Source organism: Polynucleobacter parvulilacunae, assembly GCF_018881715.1.
Lineage (GTDB): Bacteria > Pseudomonadota > Gammaproteobacteria > Burkholderiales > Burkholderiaceae > Polynucleobacter > Polynucleobacter parvulilacunae.
In genome coordinates, this window is the sequence record NZ_JACVPW010000013.1 from 84,093 (window position 1) to 99,964 (window position 15,872).

The 15,872-nt window shown below is 44.8% G+C and carries 20 protein-coding genes; 15 read left to right on the plus strand and 5 right to left on the minus strand.

Annotated elements, in window-relative coordinates; translation table 11 throughout:
• Positions 1–65: 65 nt before the first annotated feature.
• Together ICN18_RS08825 and ICN18_RS08830 are read right to left on the minus strand one after the other, a co-directional pair.
• Positions 66–998, minus strand: a complete 933-nt coding sequence (locus tag ICN18_RS08825; protein ID WP_216190142.1) for a c-type cytochrome — start codon at positions 996–998, stop codon at positions 66–68.
• Positions 999–1,030: 32 nt separating this feature from the next.
• The gene (locus ICN18_RS08830; RefSeq protein WP_255532179.1) at positions 1,031–1,753 is read right to left on the minus strand and encodes a c-type cytochrome; all 723 of its coding nucleotides are present in this window, start codon (positions 1,751–1,753) and stop codon (positions 1,031–1,033) included.
• 174 nt (positions 1,754–1,927) lie between these two features.
• Here ICN18_RS08830 and ICN18_RS08835 point away from each other — a divergent pair, with 174 nt between their 5' ends.
• From ICN18_RS08835 to ICN18_RS08870, 8 genes are all read left to right on the plus strand, one after another.
• Positions 1,928–4,018, plus strand: a complete 2,091-nt coding sequence (locus tag ICN18_RS08835) for a c-type cytochrome (protein WP_255532180.1) — start codon at positions 1,928–1,930, stop codon at positions 4,016–4,018.
• Positions 4,019–4,221: 203 nt separating this feature from the next.
• Positions 4,222–4,749 (plus strand): YeeE/YedE thiosulfate transporter family protein, encoded by a 528-nt coding sequence (locus tag ICN18_RS08840; RefSeq protein WP_216190143.1) that lies wholly within the window; start codon positions 4,222–4,224, stop codon positions 4,747–4,749.
• 1 nt (position 4,750) lies between these two features.
• On the plus strand, positions 4,751–5,317 hold the full coding sequence (locus ICN18_RS08845) for a YeeE/YedE thiosulfate transporter family protein (protein WP_216190144.1): 567 nt from the start codon (positions 4,751–4,753) through the stop codon (positions 5,315–5,317).
• A gap of 18 nt (positions 5,318–5,335) precedes the next feature.
• Positions 5,336–5,569, plus strand: coding sequence for a hypothetical protein (locus tag ICN18_RS08850; protein ID WP_216190145.1), 234 nt, complete (start codon positions 5,336–5,338; stop codon positions 5,567–5,569).
• An 8-nt stretch (positions 5,570–5,577) separates the two neighbouring features.
• On the plus strand, positions 5,578–6,204 hold the full coding sequence (locus ICN18_RS08855; protein WP_216190146.1) for a DUF6969 family protein: 627 nt from the start codon (positions 5,578–5,580) through the stop codon (positions 6,202–6,204).
• A 10-nt stretch (positions 6,205–6,214) separates the two neighbouring features.
• Positions 6,215–7,192, plus strand: coding sequence for a sulfurtransferase (locus ICN18_RS08860; RefSeq protein WP_216190147.1), 978 nt, complete (start codon positions 6,215–6,217; stop codon positions 7,190–7,192).
• A gap of 11 nt (positions 7,193–7,203) precedes the next feature.
• Complete coding sequence (locus ICN18_RS08865) at positions 7,204–7,521, plus strand: ArsR/SmtB family transcription factor (RefSeq protein ID WP_216190148.1); 318 nt, start codon at positions 7,204–7,206, stop codon at positions 7,519–7,521.
• A gap of 17 nt (positions 7,522–7,538) precedes the next feature.
• Positions 7,539–7,757 carry a YgaP family membrane protein gene (locus ICN18_RS08870; protein ID WP_215349389.1) on the plus strand — a complete coding sequence of 73 codons (219 nt, stop codon included), beginning with the start codon at positions 7,539–7,541 and terminating at the stop codon, positions 7,755–7,757.
• 55 nt (positions 7,758–7,812) lie between these two features.
• On the opposite strand, the gene ICN18_RS08875 is transcribed toward ICN18_RS08870, so the two are convergent.
• From ICN18_RS08875 to modB, 3 genes are read right to left on the minus strand one after another with little or no spacing between them, the layout of a single operon-like run.
• Positions 7,813–8,712, minus strand: coding sequence for a prenyltransferase (locus ICN18_RS08875; RefSeq protein WP_216190149.1), 900 nt, complete (start codon positions 8,710–8,712; stop codon positions 7,813–7,815).
• A 21-nt stretch (positions 8,713–8,733) separates the two neighbouring features.
• On the minus strand, positions 8,734–9,843 hold the full coding sequence (locus tag ICN18_RS08880; RefSeq protein ID WP_216190150.1) for an ABC transporter ATP-binding protein: 1,110 nt from the start codon (positions 9,841–9,843) through the stop codon (positions 8,734–8,736).
• Positions 9,843–10,496 carry a molybdate ABC transporter permease subunit gene (gene modB, locus ICN18_RS08885; RefSeq protein WP_216190151.1) on the minus strand — a complete coding sequence of 218 codons (654 nt, stop codon included), beginning with the start codon at positions 10,494–10,496 and terminating at the stop codon, positions 9,843–9,845. Before modB ends, ICN18_RS08880 begins: the two co-directional genes overlap by 1 nt.
• A gap of 101 nt (positions 10,497–10,597) precedes the next feature.
• Between modB and ICN18_RS08890 the strand changes: the two genes are divergently transcribed.
• The 7 genes from ICN18_RS08890 (at position 10,598) to soxX (ending at position 15,862) form a co-directional block, all read left to right on the plus strand.
• Positions 10,598–10,939 carry an ArsR/SmtB family transcription factor gene (locus ICN18_RS08890; RefSeq protein WP_216190152.1) on the plus strand — a complete coding sequence of 114 codons (342 nt, stop codon included), beginning with the start codon at positions 10,598–10,600 and terminating at the stop codon, positions 10,937–10,939.
• Between the two features lie 48 nt (positions 10,940–10,987).
• A complete protein-coding gene (soxC, locus tag ICN18_RS08895) occupies positions 10,988–12,388 on the plus strand; it encodes a sulfite dehydrogenase (protein ID WP_216190153.1) in 1,401 nt (466 codons plus the stop codon).
• Positions 12,372–13,463 (plus strand): c-type cytochrome, encoded by a 1,092-nt coding sequence (locus ICN18_RS08900; protein ID WP_216190154.1) that lies wholly within the window; start codon positions 12,372–12,374, stop codon positions 13,461–13,463. Before soxC ends, ICN18_RS08900 begins: the two co-directional genes overlap by 17 nt.
• 83 nt (positions 13,464–13,546) lie before the next feature.
• Complete coding sequence (gene soxY / locus ICN18_RS08905; protein WP_216154065.1) at positions 13,547–13,999, plus strand: thiosulfate oxidation carrier protein SoxY; 453 nt, start codon at positions 13,547–13,549, stop codon at positions 13,997–13,999.
• Positions 14,000–14,055: 56 nt separating this feature from the next.
• Entirely contained in the window at positions 14,056–14,364 is a 309-nt protein-coding gene (gene soxZ, locus ICN18_RS08910; protein WP_216190155.1) for a thiosulfate oxidation carrier complex protein SoxZ, read from the plus strand.
• Between the two features lie 34 nt (positions 14,365–14,398).
• Positions 14,399–15,238, plus strand: a complete 840-nt coding sequence (soxA, locus tag ICN18_RS08915) for a sulfur oxidation c-type cytochrome SoxA (RefSeq protein WP_216190156.1) — start codon at positions 14,399–14,401, stop codon at positions 15,236–15,238.
• 18 nt (positions 15,239–15,256) lie between these two features.
• Positions 15,257–15,862 (plus strand): sulfur oxidation c-type cytochrome SoxX, encoded by a 606-nt coding sequence (soxX, locus tag ICN18_RS08920; RefSeq protein ID WP_216190157.1) that lies wholly within the window; start codon positions 15,257–15,259, stop codon positions 15,860–15,862.
• Positions 15,863–15,872: the final 10 nt, after the last annotated feature.

Genomic DNA, 15,872 nt, shown 5'->3' on the forward strand with positions numbered 1-15,872 from the left:
CTTATTCCTTGATATTAAAAAGGGAGCCCAGGCTCCCTTTGTTTTTGTGAGGATAAAGACGAAGGTTATTTAACGCCTTTACCTATAAGTACACCGTCAACAACTGAGCCATACAGGTTTACGCCATCATCAGCATGGAATCTTTTGCGAGTTTTTTCAATATCCCCATCAATTATGCGTGGGTCTTGGGGGCGTTCATGCATATTTATAAAAGCAGCAACATCCCAGGACTCCACGTCGGTTAAGGTTTCGCCTCGACCTAAAGGCATATTGTGTTGTATGAATCCAGCCGCAGTATTGATGCGATGCATGCCTGCTCCCCAGTTATAAGAATTCTTACCCCAGAGTGGAGGGAAAACATAGGTTGCCCCAACCTTTTGTCCTTCACCGTTTGAACCATGGCAGATTTGACATTGCTTTTCATAAACTACTTTTCCACGAGCAATGTCATAACCACCTTTAGGGGGAGGAGGTTCGTCGAAGCCTCGCCCTGGGAGTGCTTTGCCAACAGGTGCACCAGTCGATAGCCAATATGAATAAGCCGTTAGGGCTAAGATAACTTCGCTATCAGCTGGCGGCGGAGTTCCGTTCATACTGAACGTGAAGCATCCTTGAAGTCTCTCGGCATAGGTATTCACTTTATTATTTTTCTTGCGGTAGGCTGGATACATAGGATACGCAGCCCACATTGGAGAAGAATTTGCAAGACGCCCTCTATCAATATGACAATTCACGCAATTCATCTCATTGCCAACGTATTGGGGTGCCAGTGCTTTTGTATTTACAAAGATAGCCTCTCCGCGCCGAACTAATTCGCCAAAGGCATTATTTTGTAATTCAGAGTCTGTTGGTGGTGTGAAGTATTGTGTTTTGCCAACCTTGTGGGTATTTGAGGGAATTTGGGATTGGTCCTCTAGTTTTGATTTATCCACTGCAAACGTAGTTGGCGAGCTAAGGAGTAGGCATAAGACTACTAAACTGCTAATTGAGATTTTCATAGATATATTTTTATTCATGCGATGTCTTTAAATTACCTAAGTCTGTGCTGGGATTCATCAAAAGGTTCTGTTGCATCGCCTAAATTTCCAAAGTACTCCGAAACTGCTTTTATTTGTGCATCAGTAAGGCTGGCGGCTATATGTTGCATTAACCCATTGGGATCGTTGCTTCTCGTAGGCGGCGCTCCCTTTTTATTGGCAGCAGTAGGTTTTTCTGCCTTCCACGCCTTAAGTTGATTTTCTAGGTACAAAGGGGATTGACCGGCTAATGGTGGAAAAGAATCACCAACACCAACGCCATCTGGCCCATGACATAAAGTACATTCAGGAATATTTTTACTCCATTCGCCACGCAGGGCAATCCAGGCGCCAGTACCGGGAACGGGCAGTCCAGCTTGTTTGGTGTTTACGTTAACTTTTGGCCGCTTAGAGTAGGCGTTAGCCACTGCAATAATTTCCTCGTTTGTTAGTGCGGAAGAAATACCTTGCATCAGAGGATTTTTTCGACTGCCTGACTTAAAGTCGTAAAGTTGCTTTTCAATATATGCCGCAGGTAATCCTGCGAGCCGCGGAAATCCCGCTGATGGCATGCCTTTGCCATCTGGGGCATGGCAACTAATACAGGGCATCGCAGCAGGATTTGCTCCACCATGAACCATGATCGCTTCGCCGTCTAAGGCAAACGAAAGAGTTGGCATGATCATGCATAAGTACGCGATGTACTTTGAGGTGCGTATAAATAGTGTAGATGTCATGTTCATTATCAAAATCAGAAAGACTCAATTGGTGGAATAGCGCGACCTATGTTGGGAATAAATCATCATTCCCAAGGATTTCAACGGACCTTGTAATTGTGCATGAGTTTATTTTCAATTTAGTATCTTGAGCCCTAAAAACAAACTAGATTTGATCTATGTCAAGTTGCCGATATGGGTTTACCCCATACTGAGTGGGTAAAGAGCAATTGGACTCATTGCGATCAAGATACTCAGGGCTATATGATGCGATTCTTTAAGACCATTATTTTTTGTGTTGCATTTAGCCATAGTTTTTTCTCCTTCGCAGTGGACAATTCGAGCTCAACAGAGTCTTCCATAAAGCGGGGTGAATATTTATCGCACCTTGGCGACTGTGTTGCATGTCATACCGAAAAGGGTGGCAAATTAATGGCCGGTGGCTTGGAGCTAAAAACACCTTTCGGAGCATTGTATTCAACAAACATTACGCCTGATAAAAAGACTGGAATTGGTGGGTATAGTTTTGAACAATTCGATAGGGTTATGAGAAGGGGTGTTACCGCTGACGGCCATAATTTATACCCCGCTATGCCGTACCCATCCTATTCAAGAATGTCTGTCGAGGATATGCAGTCACTCTATCAGTATCTAATGCATGGTGTATTGCCCGTAGAAAAAGTGAATATCCAAAGTCAGATGAAATGGCCATACAACATGCGTTGGGGCCTAAGCTTTTGGAACATTCTCTTTGGCGGCAGCAAGCCTTATCAGCCAGAGGCAAGTCAAACCCAACAATGGAATCGTGGCGCATATATTGTTCAAGGCATGGGTCATTGTGGATCGTGTCATACCCCTAGAGGCCTTTTGTTCCAAGAAAAGGCAATGAGTCAAGCCGGATCACATGGTAAGTATTTTTTGACTGGATCTACGGTTGATAGTTGGCATGCAGTGAATCTCCGTAATTTATGGACGCCATCAGAAATTGTAGCGTTCCTGAAAACTGGTAGAAATCAACATGCAACCGCATATGGAACAATGACTGAAGTCATTGGTTTAAGCACACAACATTTCACTGATGAAGATCTTACTGCAATTGCTGTATATCTTAAATCACTGAGTCTAGATGAGAGCAATCAGGCCCAGCCAATAATAGCTTTGGAAAAATCGCAGCTATATAAGTCTAAAAATGGTTTGGCTTATGTGCAATTTTGTTCCACCTGTCATCGCAATGACGGGAATGGGGTTTCAAAGATATTTCCTCCTTTGGCTGGTAACAAATCAATTCTTTCTGACGATCCAACTTCAGTAATTCACGTTGTTTTGAGCGGTTGGAAATCGGCGGCTACAAAAACAAACCATCGCATCGTTGGTATGCCCGAATATGGCTCACTCGGAGATGAGGAGTTGGCGCGAATTATTACCTTCATACGTTCTTCATGGGGGAATTCTGCATCTGAGGTTTCAGTTAATCAGGTTAAGGCAGTTCGGGCACAGCTAAATTTAACTTCACAAGATGGCTCTAAATTTGTAACGCCTCGATTTTCAAATATGCTAGAAAAATCAAACTCAGGGCAGCTAGTCTACGGTATGCGACTAATAGCAGAGACGGGCACTTTGCTTCCTGATCACGTTGGCAACAGCCTTAACTGCAGTAGCTGCCATACCAATGCTGGAACTGTAGCGAATGCATCCCCATTTATTGGTGTAGCGGCACAGTTTCCTGCTTATGCCCCACGTGCAGGGAAAATCATTGATCTTGAGGATCGAATTAATGGATGCTTTAAACGATCGATGAACGGTAAGGCGTTAGAAAAGGATTCGGTTGAAATGAAGGCAATGGTCGCCTACATGAAGTGGGTTAACGGGCCTTATAAAAAGGATGAGCAGATTCCAGGTAGAGGCATTGGGAAAATTGATAAAACGCTAATTCCAAATATTGAAAATGGCAAGGTTGTTTACCAAGCTCAATGTGCTGTTTGCCATGGGTCTAATGGAGAAGGCGTAAAACAATCTGATGGTCGGTATGTGTTTCCAATGGTGTGGGGTGATGAGTCCTTCAATTTAGGCGCTGGAATGGCGCGTACCTTTACTGCTGCGGCATTTATCAAGCAAAACATGCCGATGGGTCACAACACCAAATTTCCTTTAGGGCAGGGAGGTAGTTTAGGTGATCAGGAGGCTCTTGATGTTGCTGAGTACTTTGCTCATATGGCTCGCCCAGACTTTATTGGTAAGGATAAGGACTGGCCTAATGGCGGCAAGCCCAAAGATGCGCGCTATTAATTGGTGGCATCCATCTGTAATTGAGGGCCATTTATTGAAATCTTGATTGCAGATGTCCAAACCATATAGATCTGAATCTACTATTTATTGATGTGGATCAAATTTGCCCCCTGTTATCAGTCCTAGCGGGCTTGACATACCAATTCTAAGTAAATAATATATAACTTAATATATTATTAAAACCTTAAATGAGGTGGCTAAAAATGGTTAACAAAGTAGAGCGGGCTATACCGGCCCCTTATATGAATCCTTTATTGGCGGGAATCCTTCTCGGAATGGTTTTGTTGGCCACTTTTGTTGTTACAGGTCATGGGCTAGGAGCTACAGGCTTTACAACGCGCTTAACAGCCTGGTTTGGAATGTATATTGCTCCAGTTGCAACAAATGCAAACGATTACCTGGGTGGGATGGTTGAAGATGGCAAGCCACTAAATGCATGGATTACTTGGCAAGTCATTGGCGTAGCTCTTGGAGCGTTTATTTCTGCATTTTTTGCGCACAGAATTCAATTCAAGATGGACGGAGCAAAGTTTTTAGGTGGATCTAAGCGTCCATGGACAGCCCTTTGTGGGGGTGTGCTTGCAGGTTTTGGTGCAAGGATTGCGGCTGGCTGTACTAGTGGACTTGGTTTATCCGGTGCGGCGGTTCTGAGTTTGGCCGGCTTTACTTTCCTGGGAACATTCTTTGCGGTAGGTTTATTGACAAGCCGCTTCTTGAGAGAGGAGAAATAAGATGAGTGAAATTCTCTCTGGGCTTCTATTGGGTGGTGCTTTTGGCTATGTCTTGGAACGCGCCGGATTCGGCAATCCTAATAAGTTGACTGGCCAGTTTCGATTAACCGATTGGTCTGTATTTAAGGTGATGTTCACCGCGATTGTGTTTGCTGCTGTTGGCCTCTTAGTTTTGGAGCAGGTGGGCTTTGTAGATGCTGGTAATTTATTTATACCACCTGCATTTTTAGGCGCCGCTGCTCTTGGTGGAGCATTTGTTGGCGCAGGTTTTGCAATTGGTGGATATTGCCCTGGAACCTCAGTTGTCGGTTTGATGTCTGGACGGATTGATGCGGCCATATTTTTGCTCGGCTTATTGTTAGGGACCGTATTGTTTGCTGGTATCTATCCAAGTATTGAGTTCATGACGACTATGGGTGAATACGTAAAAGCGGATGCACTGTCTGATGCTTTCCACATATCGGTTTTATCAATTGATGTTGGTATGGTTATTGCGGCAGTCGGAGTATTTATCTTGGGTTCTTGGATGGAGAAGAGGTCCAGGGGTCCCGTTAGTTCCCAGGTTTAATTATTTAAAAGGAAAGTTATGTCCAAAAAATCAACAGTAGCTGCGTTAGCAATGGCTTTAGCTGGATTGGCGGCTGCACCATTGGCACATTCAGCAGATGCTCCTGCTAATCCATCAGGCGCAGAGCAGAAGAACCCCTGCAGTCCTAAAAAAGAGTCGGCAAATCCTTGTGGCCCTGCAAAGAAAAAAGCAGCTAACCCATGCGGCCCTGCAAATCCATGCGGCCCTAAAAAGCGTAAAGCTGCAGAGTAACTAAATAAATGCTTACTCAATCTAATCTTTGGTTGGCCGCGCAAGCGCTAGCAAATATTCAGATGCGATATGCCGAAACCGGGCGCACCTTGAATGAAGCTGCTTTATGTGGAGCCAAGGATTATATTGAGTGGCAGCACTATCCAAGTAATGATCTTGTGGATAAGCATAGTGGTTATGAGTTCTACTACCATGCGCATTCTGCAGATGAAATGCCCAATGGTGAGCATGGCCATTTTCATGTAATTAAGCGTGATGCAAAAAGCTTTCATCACCTCATTGGCATTTCTTTAGACCAGAAGGGTTTGCCAGTTCGCTTATTTACTACTAACCAGTGGGTCACCGGTGAAGAGATGGCGAATTCGGACGTTGTCATCAAATTCGCTAAAGAATTTCAAGTGACCATAAAAGGTCGCATGGCTCCAGTAAGCAATTGGATCAGCGCTTTGATTCAGTTATTTGCTGCAGAGATTGAAGGGTTGCTTTTGGAGCGAGATCAAAAGATTGCGCGACTAGCTGCAGAGAAGGGCAATCGTGAGCTGGTATTGAACTCAAAAAAGTATCATGTATTAACGGAATGCAAGATTGATTTGATGGGCCGTCTTTCAGACAATTTGTTAGCTGTAAATTCATAAGGGAGTAGAGATGAAAAAAATTCAATTGCTTTTAGCATTTGCCCTAACCGGCTTGGTGAGCCTAGTTCAGGCAATTACTTTGCCTGGTCCTGTAGTCAGTGCCGATTGGTTATCCAATAATCTATCTGATGTTCAGGTAATTGAAGTTAGAACAGATTTAGCAAGCTACCTCAGAAACCCTGAATTTGATACCGACAAAAAGACTGGAAAGAAGTTCCTGGTAGAAGTTGGCGGCCATATTACTAATTCCACTCTCTTGGATTTTAAGAGGGTGCGTGTAGAGCGTCTGGTTGATGGAAAAAAGATTAAGTTTCTGATTCCTGAAAAAGCAGATTTTGAGAAGTTGGTTCAATCTTTAGGCATCAACTCTGATAAGCCAATTGTGCTCGTGCCTATTGGGCAGGATATGTCAGATATCGACGAGGCATTAAGAACCTATTGGTCATTCAAGGTGTATGGCGAAGATCAAGTAGCTGTATTAGATGGCGGAATTGCTGGTTGGCTTGGTGAGGGGCGTGAATACGTAACTACTAATGCTCAAAAGGCAACTGGTAATTGGTCTGCAAAAGCATATCGCAAAGAATTAATCGCCAGTTCAGATGATGTAGCTGCTGCGTCCAAAGCAGGTAAGCCGCAATTATTGGATGCGCGTCAGCCTGCCCAATACTTGGGCCTTTCAAAACGTCCGGATGTATTAACCTTCGGCCATATTGCTGGTTCAAAGGAGCTGGCCCCTGAGTTATTGGCAAAGCCAAGCAATGGCGCACTGTATTTCTGGCAAAAGAATACCTACGATGCATTGATGGCAGCTAATGGTTTAAGTATTAAAGTGCCAACAATTGCCTATTGCAATACCGGCCACTTAGCGGCTGGTGGTTGGTTTGTTATGTCAGAGCTCGTAGGCAATAAATCTACTAAGTTATACGATGGCTCTTTGTATCTTTGGACGCTTGAAGGTCGCCCATTGGTCGGTGTTCCACTGAACTAAGAGCGCCCATCATGCCAGTACTTAAGGACAGTATCAATCTAGAGAGGATGCAGTCATCAGCAGACGATGCTTGTCGCTTGATGAAAGTACTCTCAAATAGAGATCGTATGTTGTTGTTATGCCAGATAAGTCAGGGAGAGCTGTGCGTTGGTGAGCTCGAGGAGTGTCTAGATATTCATCAGCCTACCTTATCTCAGCAACTCACCGTTCTTAGAAATGAAGAGCTGGTCCAAACCAGAAGAGATGGTAAGCAAATCTATTATTCACTTTCTAATCGGATTGCTTTGGAAGTGATGAATGTGCTTTATCAAAATTACTGCAGTAAATAACCAAAAGGGGTCTTAATATGAAATGCAATGTCGGTGGTGTTGATCGTATGTTACGTATGGTGGTTGGCTTAGTGTTAATTGGCCTAGCCGTAACCGGAACTGTTGGTGTATGGGGTTGGATTGGTGTTGTACCTCTCGCAACAGGCCTATTTAGATTTTGCCCAGCGTACCCACTCCTAGGAATCAATACTTGCGGTACTGATTCTTCATGTGGTGGCGGCGGTTGCTGTAAATAAGTTGACTATATAAAAAAGGGCAACTGAGGTTGCCCTTTTTTATACCCAAATTTAATTACCGCCACAGTAGTCCTATGAGTAATAGAAGGGAATACAGATGTATCGCCACTAAATTGTTCAAAATAAGTTTCTTCATTGCATCTTTTCGAACCATTACCCCTGATATTTGATTGGCGCAAAATATAAATACTGGAAGTGCAGACAAGGTAATCAACGTTTGAATTGGAATCCCATAAAAATAAATTCCAATTATTTGAAGGGTATAAGCTGCAATTGATATGCCTGTATACCAGGCACGCAATTCATGGGGGCTACTCTTTGCAGCAAGAGTTAACTTTTGCGCAAGCCGATCTGCCTCAATATCTGGGATCTGATTTATTAGTAGGATATTGGAGGCCATTAATCCATATGCGAGTCCAATCGGGATTATTTGGTATGTAATATTGGTTGTTTGCATAAAGGCGAATCCGATAACCACAAGCGACCATGCAATAGCTATAGATAACTCGCCGAGAACCCCCCTAGACATCAGCTGCAGTGGTGGTGCGGAGTATGTCCATGCGGCGGTCACTCCAATGAACCCCAGCGGTATCAAGAGCCATGTAGTTTGCGAGCAAATATATAAGCCAATGAAGACGCTAAGTGTGATTAGCGCAAAACCAAGCTGATATATTTCGCTTGGCTTTATTAAATGGTTTTGTATAAAGCGGCTGCCGCCAGTAAACGGTGAAATTCGATTGCGATTATTTTCATCGCTACCATTGAGGTGATCAAAGTAATCATTTATTAAATTCGCTCCAGCATGTATGCAGAGGGCTAAAGTCACAGCAAGCAGGTTGATTGCCATAGACTCTTTTCTAGAGCTTGGAATCGAAAGCCCAATAAGGCAGCCTAAAAGGGTAATTGTGAGAAATGCGGGCCGAGTTGCTAGAAATAACTTGAGGACCATACTCATGGCGATGTAGAGCTATGCAGATTAGTGACCAACAAATCGCCTAGGATCATTGATTGGTCGTAACGGCATGATGTGAATTTGATTGCCATCTAATTCAATATGCATTTGACTGCCAACTTCCATATTTAGTCTTTTCACTTCAGATGCCGATGCCACCCATTCAATTTTATGTGCGCTATTTTGAATTTGTAGTTGGATCACCGCAATTTGACCCAAGACACTAATCTCTGCGGCAATGGCAGGTGTGCTGGTCGGGGTTGGTGCGTTATGGACACTTAAACCATCTTGCGGAATCACCCAAGCCACTTGCGCATTTGGAGGAATTTTGCCTTTATCGGCCACGGCAAAGGTTTTATCGCAGCCATCCCAAGTGAGATTGCCTGCATTAAATATTCCATGAAATAAATTGCTGATGCCAACCAACTCGGCTACACGGGAGTTTCTGGGTCTTTGAAAGACTACTTGGGGCGCAGCCGTTTGCAAGCTGATGCCGTTATCAATCACTGTAATACGGTCGGCAAGCAAGTCGGCTTCACGCAAATCATGTGTAACTAACACAATCGGAATGTTTAAATCCTTGCGTAAATCGGCAAGAGTTTTATATAGACCTTGTCGCGTTGGCGCATCGACAGCGGAAAATGGCTCGTCTAACAACAAGATCTTTGGCTGTCGTGCCAATGCGCGAGCGAGGGCTACGCGTTGTTGTTGTCCGCCTGAGAGTTGGTGTGGAAAACGATGGGCAAGTTCAGCAACTCCCATACGACCAAGCCAGTCCTGAGCAATGGCTTTACGTTCAACCACCTTATGCGCAGAATTCTGCAAAGGGATGAGGACATTCTCAATCGCCGATAGATGCGGAAAGAGGGCGTATTGCTGAAATAGAAATCCGCAAGAACGTTGTGCGGGTGACAGGTTCTGCATTACTCCTACAAGTTCATTAGCCTCAAACCAGGTTTCACCATCACATTCAATTTTGCCAATCGTAGCTTGGCTAAGGCCGGCAATAGTTCTTAGAGTGCTAGTTTTGCCGCTACCAGATGGCCCCACAAGAGCATGTAATTGACCGGCCGCACATTCCAGGGTGATCTGAAGAGGGTTAGGAAGGGCTTGGCTTATTTTGAGTTTAAGCATCAGACCCTCCGTTGGCGCTGTTGGGGGACGCTTTTGCCAAAAACACCATATGAAAGGGCAATTGCAATCAGGGATATGCCGAGTAGCAATAAGGCCAGTGCGCCCGCGCCTGAGGTATCAAAACTTTGCACTTTGTCGTAGATCGCAATCGATGCCGTTTTGGTTTCGCCGGGGATCGCACCACCAACCATAAGGATGACTCCAAACTCGCCCAAGGTATGCGCAAACGTCAGTACAGCAGCGCTAGTGATGCCGCGCCACGCCAAAGGTAATTCAATCAGACGAAATATTTGCCAATTGGATAGACCGCTGACTTGTGCAGCCTCAATAATCTCTGGGTTGATAGCTTCAAATGCGCGCTGAATCGGCTGTATTGCAAAAGGCAGGCTAACGATAAGGGAGGCAATGAGGATTCCGGTAAAGGAAAACACCAGTGGAATGCCTAAAAAAGTCTTGCCGCCTAAGCCAACTAAAAGGTAATAGCCCAAAACCGTGGGGGGCAAAACGAGTGGCAGGGCTAGGGCAGCTTCTACCCAGGGTTTGCTTCTATTTAGGCCTAAGAGGCTATGGGCAACCCAAACTCCAAATGGAAGGATGAGGACCAGAGTCCAAAGCGCTAGCTTAAGCGAGAGAAGGATTGCATCCGTATCCATAGCTTGATTGTATTGCTAAGCAATATAGGGTATCTCACTATACCGATTTACCTGCTTAAAGGGTCAAATATATGCGTATACATGCATATATTAAAAGGCTGATGGAATTGAAAGCAAGGGTTCAAAAGGCGACAAAAAACTTATCTCCAAAACAGATGGAGAAGGTCTTTGCACATGTGGCTGCTTATTTCAATGTACTTTCTGAGCCGGCACGTTTACGCATCATGTATGCGGTCTGTAGCGGTGAAAAATCCGTCTCTGAGGTTGTGGAGATGTGTGGCACGAGTCAGGCCAATGTATCCAGACATTTATTAGCGCTTCATAAAGCTGGAATTTTAATGAGGCGAAAAGAGGGCATTATGGTTTATTACTCGATTGCGGATAGCGCAACCGTAGAGATGTGTCAGACAGTCTGTGCAAAGATTGCCGAAGGCATTCACTAAAAGTAGTTAATAAGTTTTGCAGTAAATCACTTTTCAAGTAGAGGTCAAATGACTAAGAAGCAAATTGAATTAAGTGCCGAGGATATCTCGGCGGTTGAGAAGCCGGCCAATAGAGCTCGCTTGGTGAAAGCGCCAGAGCACTTTATCTCTCAAGAGTTAATTGCTGATATCAATTCCAATGGTCTGGATGAAACGCGCCGTGGCTTCTTGCGTAAAGGGTTTTTATCGGCTATAGGTGGTGCGGCTGCTGGCTTGGCTGCCCCAATGGCTTTTGCTGCTGGAGAAGGTGATCCTGCCATTCTGGAGAAGCAAGAATGGCAGACCACTCTAGGTAAAAACGTTGCCACCATGCCATATGGCGTGCCATCAATTTATGAATCAAATCTCATTCGCCGTGAATCACCTGGATTAACGCGTGTATCTGCAGCATCTGTTGCATTTACTCCGTTGCAGGGTTTGTTTGGAACTATTACTCCAAATGGTTTGCACTTTGAGCGCCATCACCAGGGTTGGTACAACCTGAATCCTGAAACCCATCGCCTCATGGTGAACGGTTTGGTGAAGAACGCTCGCGTCTTTACGATGAATGATTTAATGAGATTGCCTTCAGTTTCTCGTACCCATTTCATTGAGTGCGGTGCTAATACTGGATTGGAGTGGGGTAACGTTGCGGTGCCAACCGTGCAATATACCCACGGCATGCTATCTTGCTGCGAATTCACAGGTGTACCTCTTAAGGTATTGCTTGAAGAATGCGGCGCAGATTTGAAAAAAGGCAAGTTCATGCTTGCCGAAGGTGGTGATGGTTCTGGTATGACTCGCACCATCAATTTAGAAAGCTGCTTGGACGATACGATTGTTGCTTGGAGTATGAATGGTGAGATGTTGCGTCCAGAAAATGGATTCCCATTGCGCCTAGTAGTTCCAGGCGTCCAGGGTGTTAGCTGGGTGAAGTGGTTGCGCCGTCTAGAAGTTGGCGATATGCCTTGGAACGCCAAGGACGAGGCGGTTCACTACATTGAACTCATGCCAGATGGCATGCATCGTCAATATGCATCCATTCAAGAGTGTAAATCTGTAATTACTACCCCTTCTGGCGGTCAGCAATTGCTAGACAAAGGTTTTTATAACGTGAGCGGCATGGCTTGGTCAGGTCGCGGCAAGATTAGGCGTGTAGACGTCTCATTTGATGGCGGCAATAACTGGCGTCAAGCGCGCCTGGAGACTCCGGTGCTCACTAAGTCAATTACCCGTTTCAATATCGATTGGGTGTGGGATGGTTCACCGGCAATACTGCAGTCAAGAGCGGTAGATGACACTGGCTACATTCAGCCTTCTATTAAGGTATTGCGTGATCTGCGCGGCAACCGCTCCATTTATCACAACAATGCAATTCAGTCCTGGAAATTGGATTCAAATGGTGAGGTGAGCAATGTACAAGTTGGATAAATTATTTGCTCGCTTGACTGTTGCTGGCTTGGCAGTCTTATCAATTCAATGTGCTTATGCGCAAAATACCCAGGGGTCTGTAAAGTTCCCTGGTATTGGTCGTAATGCCACGCCCGCCGAAGTCATGGCTTGGGATATCGATGTGCGTCCAGACTTTAAAGGCCTACCAAAAGGATCTGGCTCGGTAGAGCAGGGCCAAGCGATTTGGGAATCTAAATGCGCTAGTTGTCACGGTGTCTTTGGCGAGTCGAATGAGATCTTTACACCGATCGCTGGGGGAACAACTACTGATGACGTAAAGACCGGAAGAGTTGCTTCTTTGGCTGATCGTAAGCAGCCTCAGCGAACTACTTTGATGAAGGTGTCAACTGTATCAACATTGTGGGACTATATTTATCGTGCCATGCCTTGGAATGCGCCGAGATCACTTACCCCGGACAATACTTATGCGCTGGTGGCATATATTCTCAGCTTGGGTGAAATTGTTCCTGATGATTTTGTATTGAGTAATACCAATATTGCCGATGTACAGAAGAAGATGCCTAATCGCAATGGTATGACGCGCAATCATGGCTTTTGGAGTGTGAACGGTAAACCAGATGTGAATGGTTCGGCTTGCATGACTAATTGCGTGAAGTTTGTACAAATTGGTTCTACGCTTCCAGACTTCGCCAGAAATGCCCATGGCAATATTGCAGAGCAAAATCGCTTGTATGGGCCATATCGTGGCTCAGACTCAACCAAGCCGCCGCTTGCTAAGTTGCCTGGAACAACTGGCGAGGGATTGGCCCATGCGTCTGATACTCATGCCGCCTCTAATAAGGGACCTGCCGCGCTATTTAAGAATGAGAACTGTTCAGCATGTCACGCACCAAATGCCAAATTGGTTGGCCCATCCATTGCTGATATTGCAGCCAAATATCAGGGGCAGAGCGGTGCTTTGGATAAATTGATGGCTAAAGTTAAAAATGGTGGCTCTGGCGTATGGGGCTCAATTCCAATGCCGCCACAGTCGCAGTTATCTGATGAGGATCGCAAGGCCTTGGTTACCTGGGTGCTTTCTGGTGGTAAATAAATAAGGTGTATCGGTACTAACCAGCATGCTTTATTAGTTAGCAGGTAATATATTCACAGTAAATGATTATTAAAGGAGTTTTTATGAATCAGCAGCGACGCAGTTTATTGAAATATTCAGCGGTTTTCGGCTTAATGGCCTCTGCGGGTCTCATTAGTGTGGCCCAAGCGCAAGAGTGGAATAAGGCAGCATTTGAAGGCAAGAGCCTTGATGATGTATTTAAGATTCTAGGTGCAGGCAGTCCAGATAAGTCTGGCGCAGTTACTTTGAATGCCCCCGATATCGCAGAAAATGGTGCGGTAGTTCCGGTTGGTATTGTTACAACTCTCAAAGCAGAGCAAATGGCAATCTTGGTTGAGAAAAACCCAAGCGCCTTGGCTGCGCAGTTCTATATTCCTGCAGGTACTGAGCCTTTTGTTACTACTCGTATCAAGATGGGTCAAACCTCTAATGTGTATGCCTTGGTAAAGGCTGATGGCAAATGGAGTATGGCTGTTAAAGAAGTGAAAGTGACTTTAGGTGGTTGCGGCGGTTAATCAACCCCAATCCGAATAAAAACCATTAATTAATTACTAGATTACAAGAGGAATATATGTCTGATCCAATGCGCGTAAGAGCAGCCGAAAACGGCGGAATTGTGGATGTAAAAATTTTGATGAAGCATGATATGGAATCTGGTCAGCGCAAAGATGCTGCTGGTAAAGTCATTCCTGCCTGGCACATCACTACCATCAATGTCAAAGCAAACGGTAAAGATGTTTTGAATGGTCAGTTTGGCCCAGCAGTTTCTAAGGATCCATTCTTGAACTTCAAATACAAGGGCGCCAAAGGCGACAAGATTGTTGTGAGTTGGATGGATAATAAAGGCGACAAACGTACTGATGAAGCTACTGCTTCTTAATATCAATACGAAAATATATCTAAAAGGGTTACCTATGAAGACACGCATCTATTGTGGACTCTTGGCGGCGGGTTTTTTTGTCCTCCTACAGGGCTGTACCAGTCCCGGAAAAAATGAAGATAAACCTGTCGTTGGCGGTAGCGCAGCAACTCAAGAGATTGAAAAATATCGTGCGATGCTTGCTGATGGTAACCCTTCTGATTTATATGAGGCATCTGGTGAGGATATTTGGAAAAAGCCAATGGGGCCCAAAAATGCCTCACTTGAAAAGTGTGATTTGGGTATGGGGCCTGGTGTTGTTAAGGGTGCCTATACTCAATTACCAAAATACTTTAAAGACACAAACAAAGTTCAAGACCTTGAGTCACGCTTAATTACTTGTATGAGCAAAATGCAAGGTTATGACGCTAACGACATCATTAAGGCTGGTTTTGGCAAAGGTAAGCGTAAAGATATTGAGGCTGTAGTTGCTTACGTTGTTGCTGAATCAAAAGGTATGCCAATTAATGTTGTTGTTAAGCACCCTAAAGAAAAGCAAGCCTTTGAGATGGGTAAACAATCCTTCTTCTACCAAGGTGGCCCAATGGACTTCTCATGCGCCTCATGTCATGGCTCGGACGGTAAGCGTATTCGCTTGCAGGATCTGCCTAACATCACGACACAAAAAGGTGCGGCAGCAGGTTGGGGTTCATGGCCGGCTTACAGGGTTTCAAGCGGAACTTTTTGGACTATGCAACAGCGTTTAAATGACTGCTATCGTCAGCAGCGTTTCCCTGAGCCAATATATACCTCTGAAGATACCATTGCGGTTTCAATGTATATGGCTGTGACAGCCAAAGGTGGCACTATGACTGCACCAGGACTGAAGCGTTAATCGCTGGAGATAAATAATATGAAAAATAAATTATCCTTATTGGCGTTAGCGCTATTTATATCCGCCGGTGTTGCTCATGCTGCAACGCCTTTTGAAAGTATGATGTCCTCTAGTTTTGAGGCAAAAGGTCAAGCTGGTCTCGATCGTTTGGTGCAGGATTCTGCGCAGAAGTTTTGTTCTAACCCGGCCAACTTGGATGGTGGTGGCGATCCAAAGGTGAGGGAGAAGATTCAGAGCGAAAACATGGCTTCCATTAAGCAGCCATCTGACGGCAAGTACATTGGTAACTGGAAAAATGGGGAAAAGATTGCTCAAAGTGGTCGCGGAGCCACTTGGTCAGATAAAGCAGGTTCAGAAATAGGTGGTGGCTGCTACAACTGTCACCAGATCGACCCTAAAGAAATCTCCTATGGAAATATCGGCCCATCTTTAACTGGTTATGGAAAGTTGCGCGGTTACTCACAAGAAGTAGTTACCTATACCTGGAATCGTATCAATAATTCCAAGGCATACAACGCATGTAGCAATATGCCTCGGTTTGCACACTTCAAGCTCTTAAATGAGCAACAGATTCAGGATGTCATGGCATTGCTGCTGGATCCTGCTTCACCAGTTAATCAATAAAGTATAAAAA